We start from the raw sequence: 16,609 nt of genomic DNA, 5'->3' as shown, positions 1-16,609 counted from the left end.
CCCGGGCATCTGCCCGGGCTCCTTCCGTTTCGCTGTGTGTCGCTGGTCAGGCGCTCGGCGTCTCCGCCGCCGCGCCGCCGCCACCGCTGCTGCGGCGCCGACGCCGCCGGTTGCGGTTGGCCGGACGCTCGCCGCCCTCGACCGGCGTACCCTCGACGGCGCCGGCGGCGACCGGAGCGGGCGCACCCTCGGCGCCCTCGACCGGCTGGCCGCCACGGGTGCGGGTCCGGGTGCGGGTCCGGTTGCGGTCGCTGGAGCGACGCTCGGAGCGCTCGCCCGAGCGCTCGGACCGCTCGCCCTTGGGCGCCGGCGGGGCCGGGGGAGCGATCCGGCCCTTGGTGCCGGGGGCGATGCCCTGGTCGTGGAAGAGGTGCTCGGAGGTGGAGTAGGTCTCGATCGGCTCGTCGAAGGGGAGGTCGAGCGCCTTGTTGATCATCTTCCAGCGATGCACGTCGGTCGCGTCGACCAGCGTGATCGCGATGCCGGAGGCACCGGCACGGCCGGTGCGGCCGATCCGGTGGACGTAGGTCTTGTCGTCCTCGGGGCAGGTGTAGTTGACGACGTGGCTGACGCCGGACACGTCGATGCCGCGGGCGGCGACGTCGGTGGCGACGAGCACCTTGATCTTGTCCTCGCGGAACTTGGTCAGCGCCTTCTCGCGGGCGACCTGCGCCATGTCGCCGTGCAGCGGGCTGGCCTTGAAACCGCGCTCGACGAGGTCGTCGGCGACCCGCTGGGCCTGCCGCTTGGTGCGGGTGAACACGATCATCTTGTCGGCGTCCTCGGCCTGCAGCAGCCGGCCGATGATCTCCGGCTTGTCGAGGTCGTGGGCCAGGTAGATGAACTGCGCGGTGGCGGGCACCGTCGCGTTCTCGTACGACGACTCGGCGCGGATGTTCATCGGGTGCCGCATGTGCATCCGGGCGAGGGAGACGATCGCCGAGGGCATGGTGGCGGAGAACAGCATGGTCTGCCGGGTCTCGGGGGTCATCCGGAGCAGCTTCTCGACGTCGGGCAGGAAGCCGAGGTCGAGCATCTCGTCGGCCTCGTCGAGGACCAGGGCGTGGACGTGGGACAGGTCGAGGACCCGGCGGTTGGCGAGGTCGATCAGCCGTCCCGGCGTGCCGATGACGATGTCGACGCCGGTCTCGAGCGCCTCGATCTGCGGCTCGTAGCCGACGCCGCCGTAGATGGTGAGCACCCGCAGGCCGCGGTCGCGGCTGGCGATCTCGAGGTCGCTGGAGACCTGGAGGGCGAGCTCGCGGGTCGGCGCCACGATCAGCGCCTGCGGCTTGCCCTGCGGGATCTCGGCGTAGTCGGGGTCGCTCGGCGCGACGCTGCGCTGGATGACGGGGATGCCGAAGGCCAGCGTCTTGCCGGTGCCGGTGCGGGCCTGGCCGATCAGGTCGGTGCCCATCAGCGCGACGGAGAGGGTCATCTCCTGGATGGCGAAGGGGTGGGTGATCCCGGCCCGCTCGAGCGCGTCGCAGATCTTCGGCATCACGCCGAGGTCGCGGAACGTCGGGGCCGCCGCCGCGTCTGCCCCCGAGTCGGACTCGGCGGTGGTGGACGCAGCGGTGGTGTCGTTGGAAGTCAGTGTTCTGTTCGCTTTCCTGAGTGTCGTCAGCCGGTCGGCATGGCGCCAGATCAAATGCGGCTGTTCACACTCAGCCGCGCACATACGTGGGCGGGTGCCCGGGCGGGCCGGTCGCGGTCCCGTTCAGGGGCTCGGACTGGCTCTCGCCACCCACTATCGTACTTGTACGCTCAGCGCATGGCTGAATCCGCCTCCGCGACCCCCGCCTCCGCTGCCGCCGACCCGGCCTATCGCGAGGCCGTGGTCGACCTGCTGGCGGCGATCGCGTACGGCGAGATCTCGGCGTTCGAGCGCCTCGCCGAGGACGCCAAGCTGGCGCCGAGCCTGGCCGACAAGGTCGACCTGGCGACCATGGCGAGCGGCGAGCTGACCAAGGTGCATGCCCTGCACGACCGGATCCGGGCCTTCGGTGCCGACCCGTTCGAGGCGATGGTCCCGTTCCGCGAGCCGCTCGACGAGTTCCATCGGCACACCGCCCCGGCCGACTGGTGCGAGGGCCTGGTCAAGGCGTACGTCGGAGACGGGCTCGCCAACGACTTCTACCGTGAGATCGCGGCCTACCTCGACCCCGAGACCCGCGACCTGGTCGTCTCCTCGATGCAGGAGGGCACCCATGCGACCTTCGTGGTCGACCGGGTCCGCGCGGCGATCGCGAAGGACGCGCGCCTCGGCGGCCGGCTCGCCCTGTGGGGCCGCCGGCTGATGGGGGAGGCGCTCACCCAGGCCCAGCGGGTGGCCGCCGACCGCGACGCGCTCACCGCGCTGCTCGCCGGCGGCGTGGACCGGCCGGGACTCGACCTGGCCGCGATGGGCCGGATGTTCACCCGGCTCACCGAGCGGCACATGGCCCGGATGGCCGAGCTCGGGCTCGAGGCCTGAGGCGACCTCGACCGGGGTCTGCTCCCCTCGACGAGGTGGCGCAACGCCCGTAGTGGGACGCATCTGCGCAGGTCAGCGGCCCTGCCGAAGTTTTTCAGGTGGCGTTTCTCGAACGACTTTTCGATAAGTCGATCGAATAACTACAGTTTGGCGGGTGACCACCACTCCCGCCTCTCTCGCCGCCACGCGGCTACCCGCCGAGGGCGACGCCCGGTGCCGCGCCGACCGGGCCCGCCAGGTCGCCGACGCCCTGCGCTTCCAGATCCTGCACGGCGAGCTGCGCCACGCGCCGTTCCCGACCGAGGCGCAGATCGTGGCCGACTTCGCGGTCTCGCGCAACACGGTCCGCGAAGCGCTCGCGCTGCTCAACGCCGACGGCCTGCTGCGTCGCGTTCCCGGCGTCGGTACGACGCCCGTCGAGGCCAAGTATCCGCACAGCATCGACCACCTGCAGGGCCTGGCGGAGACCCTCGTGGGCCACGGCGAGGTCGTCAACGAGGTCCGGACCGCCCAGCTGGTGCCGACCCCGGAGGCGATCGCCGCGCGGCTGCGGATCACCGCCGGCGACCCCGTGCTCTACCTCGAGCGGCGTCGCCTCGTCGACGGCGTGCCGCTGTCCCTCGACCTCACCTATGTCGTCGCGGACCTCGGCGAGCGACTCCTCGACTCCGACCTCACCGGCAACGACGTGTTCGCGCTGCTCGAGGAGTTCTCGGGCGAGCGGCTGCGCAAGGCCGACCTCGTGATGGAGGCGGTCGCGGCCGACCGCCACTCGGCAGCCACCCTCGGCGTCGCGCCCGGCTCCCCGCTGCTCATGCTCGAGCGGCTCTCGCACCTCGGTGAGCGTCCCGTGGACCTGGAGTTCATCCGGTTCCGTGGGGACCGGGTCACCATGCGCGGCAGCGTCGTGCGCCCGACGGTGGAGGGCGTCCGGTGAGCCGGGCCGGCTGCACCAGCGACCCCCAGGACGGCGTCGAGCAGGCGTCGTACCGGCCCCGACTGGTGGACCTGCGCTTCGACGTGGCCGTCGAGGTCGACCAGGCCAAGTGCATCGAGGGCTGCAACCTCTGCGTCGAGGTCTGCCCGCTCGACGCGCTCGCCATCGATCCGGAGACCAACAAGGCCTACATGCATGTCGACGAGTGCTGGTACTGCGGACCCTGCGCCGACCGCTGCCCGACCGGCGCCGTGACCGTCAACATCCCCTACCTGCTGCGATGAAGGACACCGTCATGAAGAGGACCCTCGGCACCCTGACCGCGCTCGGCCTGCTCGCGTCGGGCCTCAGCGCCTGCGCCGTGGGCGGCGCGGAGGCGAGCGGCGAGACGATCGTCGTCGGCTACCAGTCGAAGACCATCAACACCGTCACCGCCGGCACGCTGCTGCGCGACCGCGGCTACTTCGAGAAGCGGCTGAAGGACATCGACTCGAACCTCCGGGTCGAGTGGCAGGACTACGACACCGGCGCGCCGATCACCGCCCAGATGGTCGCCGGCAAGATCGACATCGGCTCGATGGGCGACTACCCGCTGCTCATCAACGGCTCGCGCGCCGGCACCGGTGAGGACGGCACGTCGCTGGTCGCCGTCACCGGCTACAACCCGCACGGCGCGCTCAACGGTGTCGTGGTCGGCGCCGACTCGTCGGTCCGCACGCTGCGGGACCTCGAGGGCGGCGAGGTGTCCGCCAGTGTCGGCTCCGCCGGCCACGGCACGCTCGTGCAGGCCATCGAGCGCGCCGGCCTCGCGCCCGACGCGATCAAGGTCGAGAACCAGGACCCGGCCGTCGGCGCCTCCTCGCTGCAGGGCGGCTCGGTCGACGCGGTCTCCCAGTTCGTCGCCTGGCCGGGTCTGCTGGCGTTCCGCGACGACGCCCGGCTCGTGTACGACGGCGGTCGCCTCGACCTGCCCACACTCCACGGCACGGTGGTGCGCAACCAGTTCGAGTCCGAGCACCCCGAGATCCTGCGGGCCTTCCTGGAGGCGCAGGAGGACGCGACCGAGTACCTGCACGACCACCCCGTCGAGGCCGCCCAGGTCGTGGCGAAGGCCACCGGTCTCCCGGTCGAGGTGGTCTATCTCTACAACGGCCGCAACGGCGTCTCCACCTTCGACACCACGATCAAGGACGACCAGGTCGCCGCCCTCGAGCACGACGTGCCGTTCCTGCGGCAGATCGGGGTCTTGGAGGAGCCGCTCGACCTCGAGGAGTTCATCGACGACGGCCCGATCCGCAAGGTCCTCGGCGACGAGTACGACGCCCGCGCGGCCTCGACGGACAACGCCGCCGCCATCACCGGCACCGACGCCGTCTGCGGCACGCCCGTCGGCGACGCGAGCGTCGCGGGGGAGGTGTGGGTCCACGGTGAGGACGAGCCGCGTGCGGTCGCCGACCCGGCATGCCTGCTGCGCAATGTCGCGAAGGTCCGCGCCGAGGGCGGGACCGTACGGGCGTCGTACGTGCCCGACGCGGTGACCGGCACCCGCTGGTTCGCGGACCGGATGACCTGGCTGCGCGACGGCGACGAGCTGGTGCCGTTCGCGACCGTGGAGTCGCGCGACGAGTACGCCAGGGCCCATCCCGGCGCCGAGCGGCTCACCTTCGACGAGGCCGTCGGAGCCGTGAGGTGACCACCCAGCTCGAGGCGCCCGCACCCGCGCCCGCGCAGCTGGCGACCGCCGCGGCCCCGCGGCGGGGGCGCCGGCCCGGCGAGGCGGCTCGCCGGGCCCGGCGCTGGGGGCTGCGGCTCGCGTCGGTCGCCGCGGCGGTCCTGGTCTGGCAGCTGCTGACCGAGCGCGACGTGGTGCTGTGGCTGCGCTTCAACCGGATCCCGGGGCCGGTCGAGGTGTTCGACGCGTTCCGCGTCCAGCTCGCGACCTCGCTGTACTACCAGGACCTGCTGCAGAGCGTGATCCGGATCCTGAGCGGGTTCGCCATCGCGTCGGTGCTCGGCATCGGTCTCGGCGTCCTGCTGGCCCGCTCGGGGCTGCTCGCCGACCTGCTCCAGCCGCTGCTGGAGGTCGCCCGCCCGATCCCCGCGATCGCGCTGGTCCCGGTGGCGATCCTGCTGTTCCCCAGCAACGAGCAGGGCATCGTCTTCATCACCGCCACCGCCGCCTTCTTCCCGATCCTGGTCAGCACCCGGCACGCCGTCCGCGCGTTGCCGACGGTCTGGGAGGACGCGCTGCTCACCATGGGCGCCTCGCGGCTCCAGGTGCTGCGCAATGTCGTCCTGCCCGGCATCGTCCCGGGCGTCTTCGGCGGCCTCTCGGTCGGCATGGGCGTCGCCTGGATCTGCGTGATCTCGGCCGAGATGATCTCCGGCGACTTCGGTCTCGGCTACCGCACCTGGCAGGCCTACACGATCGTCGACTACCCCCACGTCCTGGTCGGGATGCTCTCGATCGGTGCGATCGGCTGGGCGACCTCGGGGGTCGTCGAGCTGGTCGGCCGCCGGATGACCCGGTGGCTCTCGTCCGCGCAGAAGGAGTCCTCGTGAGCGTCGTACCCGCCGTCCAGGCCCGCGACCTGTCCCTCGGGTACGCCGGCGAGGCGATTCTCGAGGGCGTCGACCTCGAGGTCGCGCCCGGCGAGATCCTGGTCGTGCTCGGCCACTCCGGCTGCGGCAAGTCGACCCTGCTGCGCGCCGTGGTCGGCCTGGTCGGGCCGCTGTCCGGCGAGCTGCTCGCCGACGGCCGTCCGGTCCGCGGCACGGCCGCCGAGCGCACCCTGGTCTTCCAGGAGGACGCGCTGCTGCCCTGGCGCAGCGCCCGCCGCAACGTCGAGCTCGGCCTCGCCCTCCAGGGCGTCCCCCGGGCCGAGCGCGGCCGCCGCGCCGCCGACTGGCTCGAGCGCGTCGGCCTCGGGCGCTACGCCGACCGGTTGCCCGGCCAGCTCTCCGGCGGCATGCGGCAGCGGGTCCAGCTCGCCCGTGCGCTCGCCACCGAGCCCAGCGTCATCTGCATGGACGAGCCCTTCGGTGCGCTCGACGCCCAGACCCGCGCCTCCATGCAGCGCCTGCTCATCGACGCCTGGCAGGCCTCGCGCTGCACGGTCGTCTTCGTGACCCACGACGTCGACGAGGCGATCCGGCTCGGCGACCGGATCGTGGTCCTCGGTCGTGAGGGCGTCGTGTCGGAGCACCGCATCGAGCACCCGCGGGACACCGACCGCCCGCCCGGTCCGGACTTCCGGGCCGACCTGATCGCCAGCCTGGGACGCACCCGGTCGCTGGCCCCGATCCACGAAGGAAGCAACGTCGCGTGAGCACCTCCACCCTCCCCATGACGGTCCCCGACCTCGCCGACCGTCGCGAGCTGACCTGCGACGTGCTCGTCATCGGCGGCGGTACCGCCGGCACGATGGCCGCGATCACCGCGGCGGAGGCGGGCGCCGACGTACTCCTCCTCGAGAAGGCGCACGTGCGCCACTCCGGCGCCCTCGCCATGGGGATGGACGGCGTCAACAACGCCGTGATCCCGGGCAAGGCCGAGCCGGACGACTACGTCGCCGAGATCACCCGCGCCAACGACGGCATCGTCAACCAGGCCACCGTCCGGCAGACCGCGACCCGCGGCTTCGCGATGGTCCAGCGCCTGGAGAGGTACGGCGTGAAGTTCGAGAAGGACGAGTACGGCGAGTACGCCGTGCGCCGGGTGCATCGCTCCGGCTCCTACGTGCTGCCGATGCCCGAGGGCAAGGACGTCAAGAAGGTGCTCTACCGGGTGATGCGCAAGCGCGAGGTCCGCGAGCGGCTGCGCATCGAGAACCGGCTGATGCCGGTCCGGGTCCTCACGTCCGGCGGCCGCGCCGTCGGCGCGGCCGCCTTCGACACCCGCAGCGGCGAGTTCGTGACGGTCGCGGCCGGCGCGGTGATCCTCGCCACGGGTGCCTGCGGCCGCCTCGGCCTGCCGGCATCGGGCTACCTGTACGGCACCTACGAGAACCCCACCAACGCCGGCGACGGCTACGCGATGGCCTACCACGCCGGGGCCGAGCTCAGCGGCATCGAGTGCTTCCAGGTCAACCCGCTGATCAAGGACTACAACGGCCCGGCCTGCGCCTATGTCGCCAACCCGTTCGGCGGCTACCAGGTCAACGCCGAGGGAGACAGGTTCGTCGACTGCGACTACTGGTCGGGCCAGATGATGGCTGAGGTCAAGGCGGAGATCGACTCCGCCCGCGGCCCGATCTACCTCAAGCTGAGCCACCTGCCGGACGAGACGCTCACCGAGCTCGAGGGGATCCTGCACCACACCGAGCGCCCGACCCGCGGCACCTTCCACGCGGGCCGCGGGCACGACTACCGCACCCACGACGTCGAGATGCACATCTCCGAGATCGGCCTGTGCGGCGGGCACTCGTCGTCCGGTGTCTGGGTCGACGAGAACGCCCGCACCACCGTCCCCGGCCTGTACGCCGCCGGCGACCTCGCGTGCGTGCCGCACAACTACATGATCGGCGCGTTCGTGTTCGGCGACCTCGCGGGCGCCGACGCCGCGGCCAACCTGCCCACCGCGCGGGCCGCGCTGCCGGACGACCAGGTGGCCGCCGCGCACGCCCTGGTCTACCGCCCGCTGCGCAACCCGGACGGCCCGCCGCAGCCGCAGGTGGAGTACAAGCTGCGCCGCTTCGTCAACGACTACGTCGCCCCGCCCAAGACCGGCAAGAAGCTCGAGATCGCCGTCGAGACCTTCGCCCGGATGCGAGGCGAGCTCGACCAGATGGGCGCCCGGACGCCCCATGAGCTGATGAGGTGCGCCGAGGTCGACTTCATCCGCGACTGTGCCGAGCTCGCGGCCCGGGCCTCGCTGGTGCGCGAGGAGTCGCGCTGGGGTCTCTACCACCAGCGCGCCGACCTGCCCGCCCGCGACGACGACAGCTGGTTCTTCCACCTCAACGTGCGCCGCCGGGCGGACGGCGCCATGGAGTTCGTACGACGCCCCGTCGCCGACTACGTGGTGCCGGTCGAGGACGTGACCATCCCCGCGGCCGCACCGCGCGACGTGGCCGTGCTCGCGGTCGTGGAGCCGGACGCCGCCGCCGGCCCGGTCGCGGCGTCCGCGGGCTCCGTCGGCGGCGCGGCGGGCGCCGACTCGCCGCGGATGCTGGAGCTGCTCGCGCTGGTCGACCAGGCGCCCGACCTGGCCACCCTGCGCTCGTTCGCCGCCGACCCGGACCCGCAGGTCCGCCGCGCCGCCGTGGGCCTGGTCACCGAGGTGGTGCCCACCGGTGTCGTCTCAATGCTGACCGGGGCGATGGAGGATCCCGACGGGGGAGTCCGCCGTGCCGCGGTCGCCGCGCTGCGCGAGCTGGTCGAGGTCCTCCCGGCCGACGACGACAGCCGGGCCGCCCTCGTCGCCGCGTGCGGCGCCCACGACCCCGCGGCACGGGCGGTGGCGGTCGACGTGTTGCGGGCCCTGCGCCTCGGCGACCGGACCGTGTTCCGGGCGGCCGCGGCCGACCCGGACCAGCGGGTGCGCCAGCAGGCCGCGCGGGCGCTGGTCTCGCTCGACGACGTCGCCGGCCTCGCCGAGCTCGTCGACGACCCGGCCCGCGAGGTCCGGGTGCTCGTCGCCCACGGCCTCGGCACCGTCGGCGGCCCGGCCGCCGCCGCGGTCTTGGCCCGGGCCGCGCGCGACGCCGACCATCTGGTCCGGGCGGCCGCCCTGGAGGCCGTGCCCGGCGCCGGAGGCGGCGACGAGCTGCTCGGTCTCGTCCTTGCCGCCGTGGCCGCGGCTGAGTGGCAGGTCCGGGTCGGTGCGGCCCGCGGTCTCGTGGCCGCGGCGGCCGGCGACGGCGTCGCGCCGCTCGGGGGCCTCACCCAGGACGCCCATGCCGACGTCCGCAAGGCGGCCGTCATCGCGCTGGGCACCTTCGCCGAGCACGACGAGGCCGCCGAGGCGCTCGAGCGGGCGACCAAGGACGACGACGCCGACGTGCGGGCCTACGCCCGGCTCGCGCTCGAGGCGGTGAGCCGCCGGACGGTCAGTGGTTGACGATCGTGCTCGCCAGTGCGCCGGCCAGCGAGGTGCGCACCCGGGCCACGGACCAGAATCCCACGCCCGGAGGGTGCTGCCCGGAACCACGCCCGTCGCGGTCTAGGCTGACGGCGACGAGCCCGTCCCCGACTCCAGGAGCAGTACACGTGGCAGCGATCGAAGCCGTCGGAGCCCGCGAGATCCTCGACTCCCGCGGCAACCCCACCGTCGAGGTCGAGGTCCTCCTCGACGACGGGTCCTTCGCCCGGGCCGCCGTGCCGAGCGGCGCCTCCACCGGCGCCTTCGAGGCGGTCGAGCTGCGCGACGGCGGTGACCGGTACGTCGGCAAGGGCGTCCAGAAGGCCGTCGACGCCGTGATCCAGGCGCTCGGGCCGGCGATCGAGGGCCTCGACGCCGCCGACCAGCGGCTGGTCGACCAGACCCTGCTCGAGGCCGACGGGACCCCCAACAAGGCCCAGGTCGGCGCCAACGCGATCCTCGGCGTCTCGCTCGCCGTGGCCCGCGCCGCGGCCGACTCCGCCGACCTCCCGCTCTACCGCTACGTCGGTGGACCCAACGCCCACTTGCTGCCGGTCCCGATGATGAACATCCTCAACGGGGGGGCCCACGCCGACACCAATGTCGACATCCAGGAGTTCATGATCGCGCCGATCGGCGCGCCGACCTTCCGCGAGGCGCTGCGCGTCGGCGCGGAGGTCTACCACGCGCTCAAGTCGGTGCTCAAGGACAAGGGGCTGGCCACCGGAGTCGGCGACGAGGGCGGCTTCGCGCCCGACCTCGAGTCCAACCGCGCGGCGCTCGACCTGATCGCCGAGGCGATCGCCAAGGCCGGCTACGAGCTCGGCAAGGACGTCGTCCTCGCGCTCGACGTGGCCGCCTCGGAGTTCTGCGACGCCGGCTCCTACACCTTCGAGGGCGCGCAGAAGAGCGCGGCCGAGATGATCGCCTACTACGCCGACCTGGTCGCGTCGTACCCCATCGTCTCGATCGAGGACCCGCTCGACGAGGAGGACTGGGAGGGCTGGAAGGCGATCACCGAGCAGCTCGGCGCCACGACCCAGCTCGTCGGAGACGACCTCTTCGTCACCAACGTCGAGCGGCTGCAGCGCGGCATCGCCGGCGGCCAGGCCAACGCGATGCTGGTCAAGGTCAACCAGATCGGCTCGCTCACCGAGACCCTCGACGCCGTCGAGCTGGCCCACCGCAGCGGCTACCGCAACATGATGAGCCACCGCTCGGGCGAGACCGAGGACACCACGATCGCCGACCTCGCGGTCGCGACCAACTGCGGCCAGATCAAGACCGGCGCCCCGGCCCGGTCCGAGCGGGTCGCGAAGTACAACCAGCTCCTGCGCATCGAGGACGAGCTGGGCGACGCCGCCCGGTACGCCGGCGCCGGTGCCTTCCCGCGCTACCAGGGCTGACCGACCGGAGCACCCGTGGCCGACGACCGCCGTACGTCCCGCAAGCCCGGCCGCCCCGTCGCGGGGCGGTCCGGGCCGCGGTACGCCGAGCGGCTCAAGGCCGAGCGCAAGCTGGCCGCCCGTGAGCGGGAGGCGGCCCTGGTCCGGGCGCGCGCCGAGCACCAGCACAAGGCCCGGCTGACCAGCCGCGCCGCGATCCTGGTGCTGGTCCTCGCCGTCCTCGCCGTCTCCTACGCCTCCTCGCTGCGCGCCTACCTCCAGCAGCGCAGCAACATCACCACGCTCGAGGCGCAGATCGCCCAGCGCGAGGACAAGATCGACGACCTGCGCGACGAGAAGAGGCGCTGGGACGACCCGGCGTACGTCGCCCAGCAGGCGCGGGCCCGGTTCGGGTACGTCGCCAAGGGCGAGACCCCGTTCGTGGTCGTCGGCGCCGACGGCAGGCCCCTCGACGCCTCGGCCGAGCTCGGCGATCCCGCGAAGGTCGCCGACCCCGACCGGCGCACGTGGTACGACGACGCGTGGGACTCCATGAAGATCGCCGGGAACCCGCCCACGACCGTGCGCGACCCCCAGGACGAGATCAAGGCTCCCAAGGAGGACCTCGAGCAGTGAGCGACGCCCTGACCAGCACGGACGAGGCGGTCATCACGGCCCAGCTCGGGAGGCCCCCGCGCGGCGTCCACGCGATCGGGCACCGCTGCCCGTGCGGCAACCCCGACGTGGTGGCCACGCAGCCGCGGCTGCCCACCGGGACGCCGTTCCCGACCACCTACTACCTCACCTGCCCGCGGGTGAGCTCCAAGATCGGCACCCTCGAGGCGTCCGGGCTGATGCGGGAGATGCAGGAGCGGCTCGGCACCGACCCCGAGCTGGCGGCGGCGTACCGGGCCGCGCACGAGGCCTACCTCGCCGACCGGGCCGCGATCGGGGAGGCGGGTGGCTTCGACGTACCCGAGATCGAGGGCATCTCCGCCGGCGGCATGCCCGACCGGGTCAAGTGCCTGCACGTCCTGGCGGGCCACGCGCTCGCGGCCGGGCCGGGCGTGAACCCGCTCGGCGACGAGGTGCTGGAGATCCTCGGCGACTGGTGGGCCAAGGGGCCCTGCGTGTCGCCGGCGGACGCCGCCGGTGCGTGAGCCGGTCGCCGCGATCGACTGCGGCACCAACACCATCAAGCTGCTCGTCGGCGACCCGGCGGGCGACCCGGCGGGGGTACGCCGCGAGAGCCGGATGATCCGGCTCGGCCAGGGCGTCGACGCCACCGGCCGGCTGGCGCCCGAGGCCCTGGAGCGGGCCTGGGTCGCGATCGACGAGCTGGCCGGGGTCGTCCGGGCGGCCGGTGTCGGACCGGCCCGGATCCGGTTCTGCGCGACCTCGGCCACCCGCGACGCGGCCAACGCGGCCGAGTTCACCGACGGCGTCCGGGCCCGGCTCGGGATCGACCCCGAGGTGCTCTCGGGCGAGGAGGAGGCCCGACTCGCCTTCGACGGTGCGGTCCGCGGGCTCACCGCGGCGGCCGTGCCGGTCGCGAGTCCGGCGCTGGTCGTCGACATCGGCGGGGGCTCGACCGAGCTGATCCTCGGCGACCCGGCCGGCGGCCCCAGCGCCGCGCACTCCATGGACATCGGCTCGGTGCGGCTCCACGAGCGGTACGTGCGCCACGACCCGATCACCCCTGACGAGATCGCCGCGGTGGTCGTCGACATCGACGCCGCCCTCGACGCCTGCCCGATCGACCCGGCCGCCGCTCGCTCGGTGGTCGCGGTGGCCGGCACCAACACCACGATCGCCGCCGGCGCCCTCGGCCTGGCCGCCTACGACCGCGACCTGATCCACGCGCGGGCGCTCGCCGTACCGGACGTGCTGGCGCAGGTCGACCGACTCCTCGCGATGAGCGTCGCCGAGCGCCGCGCCCTCGGCTGGATGCACCCGGGCCGGGCCGACGTGATCGACGCCGGCGCCCTCATCGTCGCGCGGGTGCTGGCCCGCCTCTCGGTCGAGACGATCGCCGTCGCCGAGACCGACATCCTCGACGGGATCGCCTGGTCGCTGGTGTCCTGAGCCGGGCGGTTATCAGATCTGACGCCGTTCTGCCGGGCCGCCGTCGCCCCGTCAGACCCCCGAAGGACCCTGATCCAGCCGGTTTCCGGGTGACCTGCCGGGTGAATTCCAGAATTTTACTTTCGGTTCTGAGCCCCCCGAAAAGGCCCGATCAGCCGCCTTTCGCCGGCGCTGGGGAGCGCTCCGGGAGGCACCCGGAGAGCCTGTCCGGCGCGGCTCCGGACGTCCCGGCCGGCCTGTCGGGGAGGGCCCGGAACCGGTGCCGTCGGACATGACCGCGACCGCCCGCCCGGCGCCGCGGCGCCGGGCGTGACGTCTGACGGGTCGTGCCGTTTGACTTTGGTCATGGAAAAGTTCGCCTACGATTTCTCCCGATGAGTCACATCGACGCACGTTGGGCACAGCTGCTGGGGACGGTCGATCCGGCCGTTCTCGGTTCGCGCGTGCGCGCCGCGCGTGTGGCTCAGGGACTCAACCAGGCGGACCTGGCGGGCGACGCCTACTCCGTGGGCTACATGTCGCGCATCGAGTCCGGGACCCGCCGCCCGACACTGGCGGCGCTGACGGTGATCAGCGAGCGGCTCGGCGTGGAGGTCAGCGAGCTGCTCGCCGGCGCCTCCGAGGCGGAGGTCGACGAGATCCGGCTGGGGCTCAGCTACGCCGAGCTGGCCCTCGAGAACGGCGAGGCGGTCGACGCCGAGCACCAGGCCCGGGCCGCGCTCGCGCGCGCCGAGGGCGTCTCGGTCTCCGACCTGAAGATCCGCGGCCGGTTCGTCGTGGCCCGCTCCCTGGAGTCGATGGGCCAGCTCGACGACGCGATCCGCGAGCTCGAGGCGCTGCTCGCCGACGTCGACGGGGTCGCGGCCATCAAGTGCGGCATCGCGCTGAGCCGGTGCTACCGCGAGGCGGGCGACCTCGCCCTCGCCATCGAGGTCGGCGAGCGGGTCCAGCCCGAGATCGTCGCCAGCGGGCTCGAGCGCACCGACGAGGCCGTCCAGCTCGCGATGACCGTGGCGCTCGCCCACATCGAGCGCGGCGACCTCAGCCGGGCGACCCGGATCTGCACCGACGCGATCGAGCTCGCCGAGGAGATGGCCTCGCCGGTGGCCCGGAGCGCGGCGTACTGGAACGCCAGCATCGCCTACTCCGAGCGGGGGCAGACCCAGTCCGCCCTCACCCTGGCCACCCGGGCGCTCGCGCTGCTCGGCGAGGGCCAGGACAGCCGCAACCTCGCCTACCTGCGCCTCGAGCTCGGACGGCTGCACCTCGGGACCGAGTCGCCGGACGTGGCGACGGCCATCAAGCACGTCACCAGGGCGGCCGACGAGCTGCAGGCCTCCAGCGGCTCACGCGCGCAGATCGCGCACGCCCAGACCATCTTGGCCCGCGCCCTGGTGCTGGACGGCCGGCCCGACGCGGCGCTGGACGTCGCGGCCGAGGCCCGCGCCGGCACCCCAGCCGAGGCCAGCCTCGGGGCGGCCGAGGCCGCGATGGCACAGGCCGAGGCGCTCGCCGAGCTCGGTCGCGACGCCGAGGCCGTGGCGGCCTGCCGCGAGGCGGCCGAGCTCCTGTCCCGGCGCACCGAGGCGGACCGGTGGGTCGCCCAGGCGTGGTGCGAGCTCGCGGACCTCTTCGAGTACCTCGGCGAGGTCTCGGCGGCCCATGCCGCCGTCAAGCAGGCGGCGAGCGCCAGCGGGCTCCGGCTCCGCGCGCGCGAGAGCCGGACCCGCCGGGTCGCCCAGACCTTCTAGGTCGCTTCCAGGTCGTTCAGCAGCAGCCGGCCGGGCGGTCGGCGAGCACGACCGAGGCGCCCGTCGACGGCGTGCCCAGGGTGGCGGCGAGGGTCGCGGCGAGGGCGGCAGCGGTGGCGGCGAGGATCTTGCGAGTCTTCATCAGGGTTCTCCTTCTGGGGGTGGCGGCCGGCGCTCTCGGGACGTCGGCTCGCCTCGTTGCCAATGAGGTTGTCACATCTTGGTAATCGGGGGAATGGGATCGGGTCAAGCCCCGGGCGCGGTCGTGGACAGCGCCGAGCGGCGGTGGAGCGCGGCACCGGGCGTCGTACGGGTGCCGTCGGCGGGGGGACGACGCCCCTCCGGGAGTCGCTCGCGGCCGGTCCCGGAGTGCCCACGACGCGGCCTCGGCGGGCGTCGGGGCGACCGGCTCGGGAGGAAGCCGGGCGGGCATGGCGGCGGTCACGAAGCACTGGTGTGCGGTGCTGCCCGATCTGATCCGAGCGGGCTGTGGATGAGCGTGAACGCGCTTGCCGGGCCCGTGATTGGCGCTTATCGTCCAAAGCGACCCGAGGGCCGGCGCCGGATGGGTCCGACCGGCACTCTCTCGGGCGGATCGCAGGTTGAAGCGAGCGTGGGCTCTCCCACATTTGACGGAACGCGTGGGGTTGCGTTCCATGACTTTTCACTGGGGACCCGAAATGACGTCATTGAGCGAGCAACCGGCTCGCGTCACCGAGCTACGGCCCACCGGCCGTGGCGCCCGACCGCTTCCTCGCCATAGCGAGGTGGTCACCGACTCCGACCTCCTGATCCGCTGCCGTCGCCGCGACTCGGAGGCCTGGAACCAGCTGGTCGCCCGCTACGAGCGCCTCGTCTACACCGTCGCCCTGCGCAACGGCCTCAGTGCCGAGGACGCCGCCGACGTCACCCAGGCCACCTTCGTGGCCCTCATCGACGCCCTCGACCGCCTCCGCGACGACGAGAAGCTCGCGTCCTGGCTGATGACGGTCGCCCGTCGCCAGGCCTGGCGCTCCCGCAACCTGAGCCGACGGACCACGCCGCTCGACGCGTCCCCGGAGGAGGTGAGCGACCCCTTCGCCGACTGGGCCACGACGACCGCGCTCCACGACGCGCTGTCCACCCTGGGCGGCACCTGCCGCGAGCTCCTCCTCGCGCTGTACTTCGAGCCCGAGACTCCGAGCTATGCCGAGATCGCCGAGCGCTTCGGGCGGTCCATCGGGGGCATCGGCCCACTGCGCGGCCGGTGCCTCGACAAGCTGCGCGTGATCATGGGGGAGGAGGCATGACCACCTCCCGCTCCCGGCCGACCTTCACCGAGCTCGTCGACTGGCTCGACGGCCGGCTCGGCACGGATGCGGCCGAGGACATCGCGTCGTACGTCGCCGTGGGCGACGCGACGACCCTCGAGAGCGTCGAGTGGATCCTCGAGTTCGTCTCCGGGGCCGCCTCGATGCCGCTGCAGCAGCGTCCCCCCGAGCTCGGCTCCCGGCTGCGGGGGATCTTCGACCAGCTGCACCGTCCGCGCCAGGGCCGCGACTGGACCGAGGCCGCCCTGCTCCACGACACCCGCTCCCAGCTGGGCGCCGTGGGGGTGCGCTCCTTCGCCGAGGGAGGCGTCCACCTCGCCTTCGAGAGCGAGCTCGGCCGCTTCGTGCTCGACGCGACCGCCTCGGCGGTCGGTGAGGTCGACGTCCAGGGACTGATCATGGTCCCGCCCGGCACCGGCGGCGTCGACCTCGCGTTCCTCGAGCGCGGCGACCTGCGGCGCGCGGTGCGGTCCACGCCGGACGGCAGGTTCGACGCGCGGGGCGTCCCCGTCGGGGTCGACGAGCTGTGGCTGACCGCAGGACCGGTCCGGGTCCGCACCACCCTCGACCTTCGCTCCTGACG

General features: G+C 73.2%; 16 protein-coding genes. 14 read left to right on the top strand and 2 right to left on the bottom strand.

The genetic code is table 11. The annotated features are described in order from the left end of the window. Window positions 1-46 precede the first annotated feature (46 nt). Window positions 47-1,501: a DEAD/DEAH box helicase gene (locus tag ACUP6Y_RS16030; RefSeq protein ID WP_462551758.1), complete on the bottom strand. Its 1,455-nt coding sequence runs from the start codon at window positions 1,499-1,501 to the stop codon at window positions 47-49. A gap of 273 nt (window positions 1,502-1,774) precedes the next feature. On the opposite strand from ACUP6Y_RS16030, the gene ACUP6Y_RS16025 reads away from it, so the two are divergent. The 12 genes from ACUP6Y_RS16025 to ACUP6Y_RS15970 all read left to right on the top strand — a co-directional run bounded on the left by ACUP6Y_RS16025 (window position 1,775) and on the right by ACUP6Y_RS15970 (window position 14,716). Then, window positions 1,775-2,476 carry a ferritin-like fold-containing protein gene (locus tag ACUP6Y_RS16025; protein ID WP_462551757.1) on the top strand — a complete coding sequence of 234 codons (702 nt, stop codon included), beginning with the start codon at window positions 1,775-1,777 and terminating at the stop codon, window positions 2,474-2,476. 154 nt (window positions 2,477-2,630) lie between these two features. Beyond that, the gene (locus tag ACUP6Y_RS16020; protein WP_462551756.1) at window positions 2,631-3,413 is read left to right on the top strand and encodes a GntR family transcriptional regulator; all 783 of its coding nucleotides are present in this window, start codon (window positions 2,631-2,633) and stop codon (window positions 3,411-3,413) included. Then, on the top strand, window positions 3,410-3,697 hold the full coding sequence (locus ACUP6Y_RS16015; protein ID WP_462551755.1) for a 4Fe-4S dicluster domain-containing protein: 288 nt from the start codon (window positions 3,410-3,412) through the stop codon (window positions 3,695-3,697). Before ACUP6Y_RS16020 ends, ACUP6Y_RS16015 begins: the two co-directional genes overlap by 4 nt. A gap of 11 nt (window positions 3,698-3,708) precedes the next feature. Further along, window positions 3,709-5,106, top strand: coding sequence for an ABC transporter substrate-binding protein (locus ACUP6Y_RS16010; protein ID WP_462551754.1), 1,398 nt, complete (start codon window positions 3,709-3,711; stop codon window positions 5,104-5,106). Next, window positions 5,103-5,975 (top strand): ABC transporter permease, encoded by an 873-nt coding sequence (locus ACUP6Y_RS16005; protein ID WP_462551753.1) that lies wholly within the window; start codon window positions 5,103-5,105, stop codon window positions 5,973-5,975. Before ACUP6Y_RS16010 ends, ACUP6Y_RS16005 begins: the two co-directional genes overlap by 4 nt. Then, window positions 5,972-6,742, top strand: a complete 771-nt coding sequence (locus tag ACUP6Y_RS16000; RefSeq protein ID WP_462551752.1) for an ABC transporter ATP-binding protein — start codon at window positions 5,972-5,974, stop codon at window positions 6,740-6,742. The genes ACUP6Y_RS16005 and ACUP6Y_RS16000 overlap by 4 nt, the downstream gene beginning before the upstream one ends. Then, window positions 6,739-9,474: a fumarate reductase/succinate dehydrogenase flavoprotein subunit gene (locus ACUP6Y_RS15995; protein ID WP_462551751.1), complete on the top strand. Its 2,736-nt coding sequence runs from the start codon at window positions 6,739-6,741 to the stop codon at window positions 9,472-9,474. The genes ACUP6Y_RS16000 and ACUP6Y_RS15995 overlap by 4 nt, the downstream gene beginning before the upstream one ends. Before the next feature lie 149 nt (window positions 9,475-9,623). Beyond that, on the top strand, window positions 9,624-10,901 hold the full coding sequence (gene eno, locus ACUP6Y_RS15990; RefSeq protein WP_462551750.1) for a phosphopyruvate hydratase: 1,278 nt from the start codon (window positions 9,624-9,626) through the stop codon (window positions 10,899-10,901). A gap of 15 nt (window positions 10,902-10,916) precedes the next feature. After that, window positions 10,917-11,516, top strand: coding sequence for an FtsB family cell division protein (locus ACUP6Y_RS15985; protein WP_462551748.1), 600 nt, complete (start codon window positions 10,917-10,919; stop codon window positions 11,514-11,516). Continuing rightward, entirely contained in the window at window positions 11,513-12,040 is a 528-nt protein-coding gene (locus ACUP6Y_RS15980; protein WP_462551747.1) for a DUF501 domain-containing protein, read from the top strand. The genes ACUP6Y_RS15985 and ACUP6Y_RS15980 overlap by 4 nt, the downstream gene beginning before the upstream one ends. Beyond that, the gene (locus ACUP6Y_RS15975) at window positions 12,033-12,965 is read left to right on the top strand and encodes a Ppx/GppA phosphatase family protein (RefSeq protein WP_462551746.1); all 933 of its coding nucleotides are present in this window, start codon (window positions 12,033-12,035) and stop codon (window positions 12,963-12,965) included. The genes ACUP6Y_RS15980 and ACUP6Y_RS15975 overlap by 8 nt, the downstream gene beginning before the upstream one ends. A gap of 374 nt (window positions 12,966-13,339) precedes the next feature. Next, complete coding sequence (locus ACUP6Y_RS15970; RefSeq protein WP_462551745.1) at window positions 13,340-14,716, top strand: helix-turn-helix domain-containing protein; 1,377 nt, start codon at window positions 13,340-13,342, stop codon at window positions 14,714-14,716. Window positions 14,717-14,732: 16 nt separating this feature from the next. Here ACUP6Y_RS15970 and ACUP6Y_RS15965 read toward each other — a convergent pair whose 3' ends face one another. Beyond that, window positions 14,733-14,858 carry a hypothetical protein gene (locus tag ACUP6Y_RS15965; RefSeq protein ID WP_462551744.1) on the bottom strand — a complete coding sequence of 42 codons (126 nt, stop codon included), beginning with the start codon at window positions 14,856-14,858 and terminating at the stop codon, window positions 14,733-14,735. A 625-nt stretch (window positions 14,859-15,483) separates the two neighbouring features. Between ACUP6Y_RS15965 and ACUP6Y_RS15960 the strand changes: the two genes are divergently transcribed. Further along, entirely contained in the window at window positions 15,484-16,005 is a 522-nt protein-coding gene (locus tag ACUP6Y_RS15960) for an RNA polymerase sigma factor (protein ID WP_462551743.1), read from the top strand. Then, window positions 16,002-16,607, top strand: a complete 606-nt coding sequence (locus ACUP6Y_RS15955; protein WP_462551742.1) for a hypothetical protein — start codon at window positions 16,002-16,004, stop codon at window positions 16,605-16,607. Before ACUP6Y_RS15960 ends, ACUP6Y_RS15955 begins: the two co-directional genes overlap by 4 nt. The last annotated feature ends 2 nt before the right edge of the window (window positions 16,608-16,609 follow it).

It is taken from the genome of Nocardioides sp. S5-5 (assembly GCF_054954065.1).
Note: the sequence above shows the minus strand (reverse complement) of the source record. Positions and strands in the feature narration are given on the sequence as shown.

What these genes read in the sequence shown, in the direction of transcription:
- ACUP6Y_RS16010 (WP_462551754.1), top strand. Translation starts at nt 3,709, where the DNA reads ATGAAGAGGACCCTCGGCACCCTGACCGCGCTCGGCCTGCTCGCGTCG.
- ACUP6Y_RS15965 (WP_462551744.1), bottom strand. Translation starts at nt 14,858, where the DNA reads ATGAAGACTCGCAAGATCCTCGCCGCCACCGCTGCCGCCCTCGCCGCG.
- ACUP6Y_RS16025 (WP_462551757.1), top strand. Translation starts at nt 1,775, where the DNA reads ATGGCTGAATCCGCCTCCGCGACCCCCGCCTCCGCTGCCGCCGACCCG.
- ACUP6Y_RS15955 (WP_462551742.1), top strand. Translation starts at nt 16,002, where the DNA reads ATGACCACCTCCCGCTCCCGGCCGACCTTCACCGAGCTCGTCGACTGG.
- ACUP6Y_RS16030 (WP_462551758.1), bottom strand. Translation starts at nt 1,501, where the DNA reads ATGCCGAAGATCTGCGACGCGCTCGAGCGGGCCGGGATCACCCACCCC.
- ACUP6Y_RS15970 (WP_462551745.1), top strand. Translation starts at nt 13,340, where the DNA reads ATGAGTCACATCGACGCACGTTGGGCACAGCTGCTGGGGACGGTCGAT.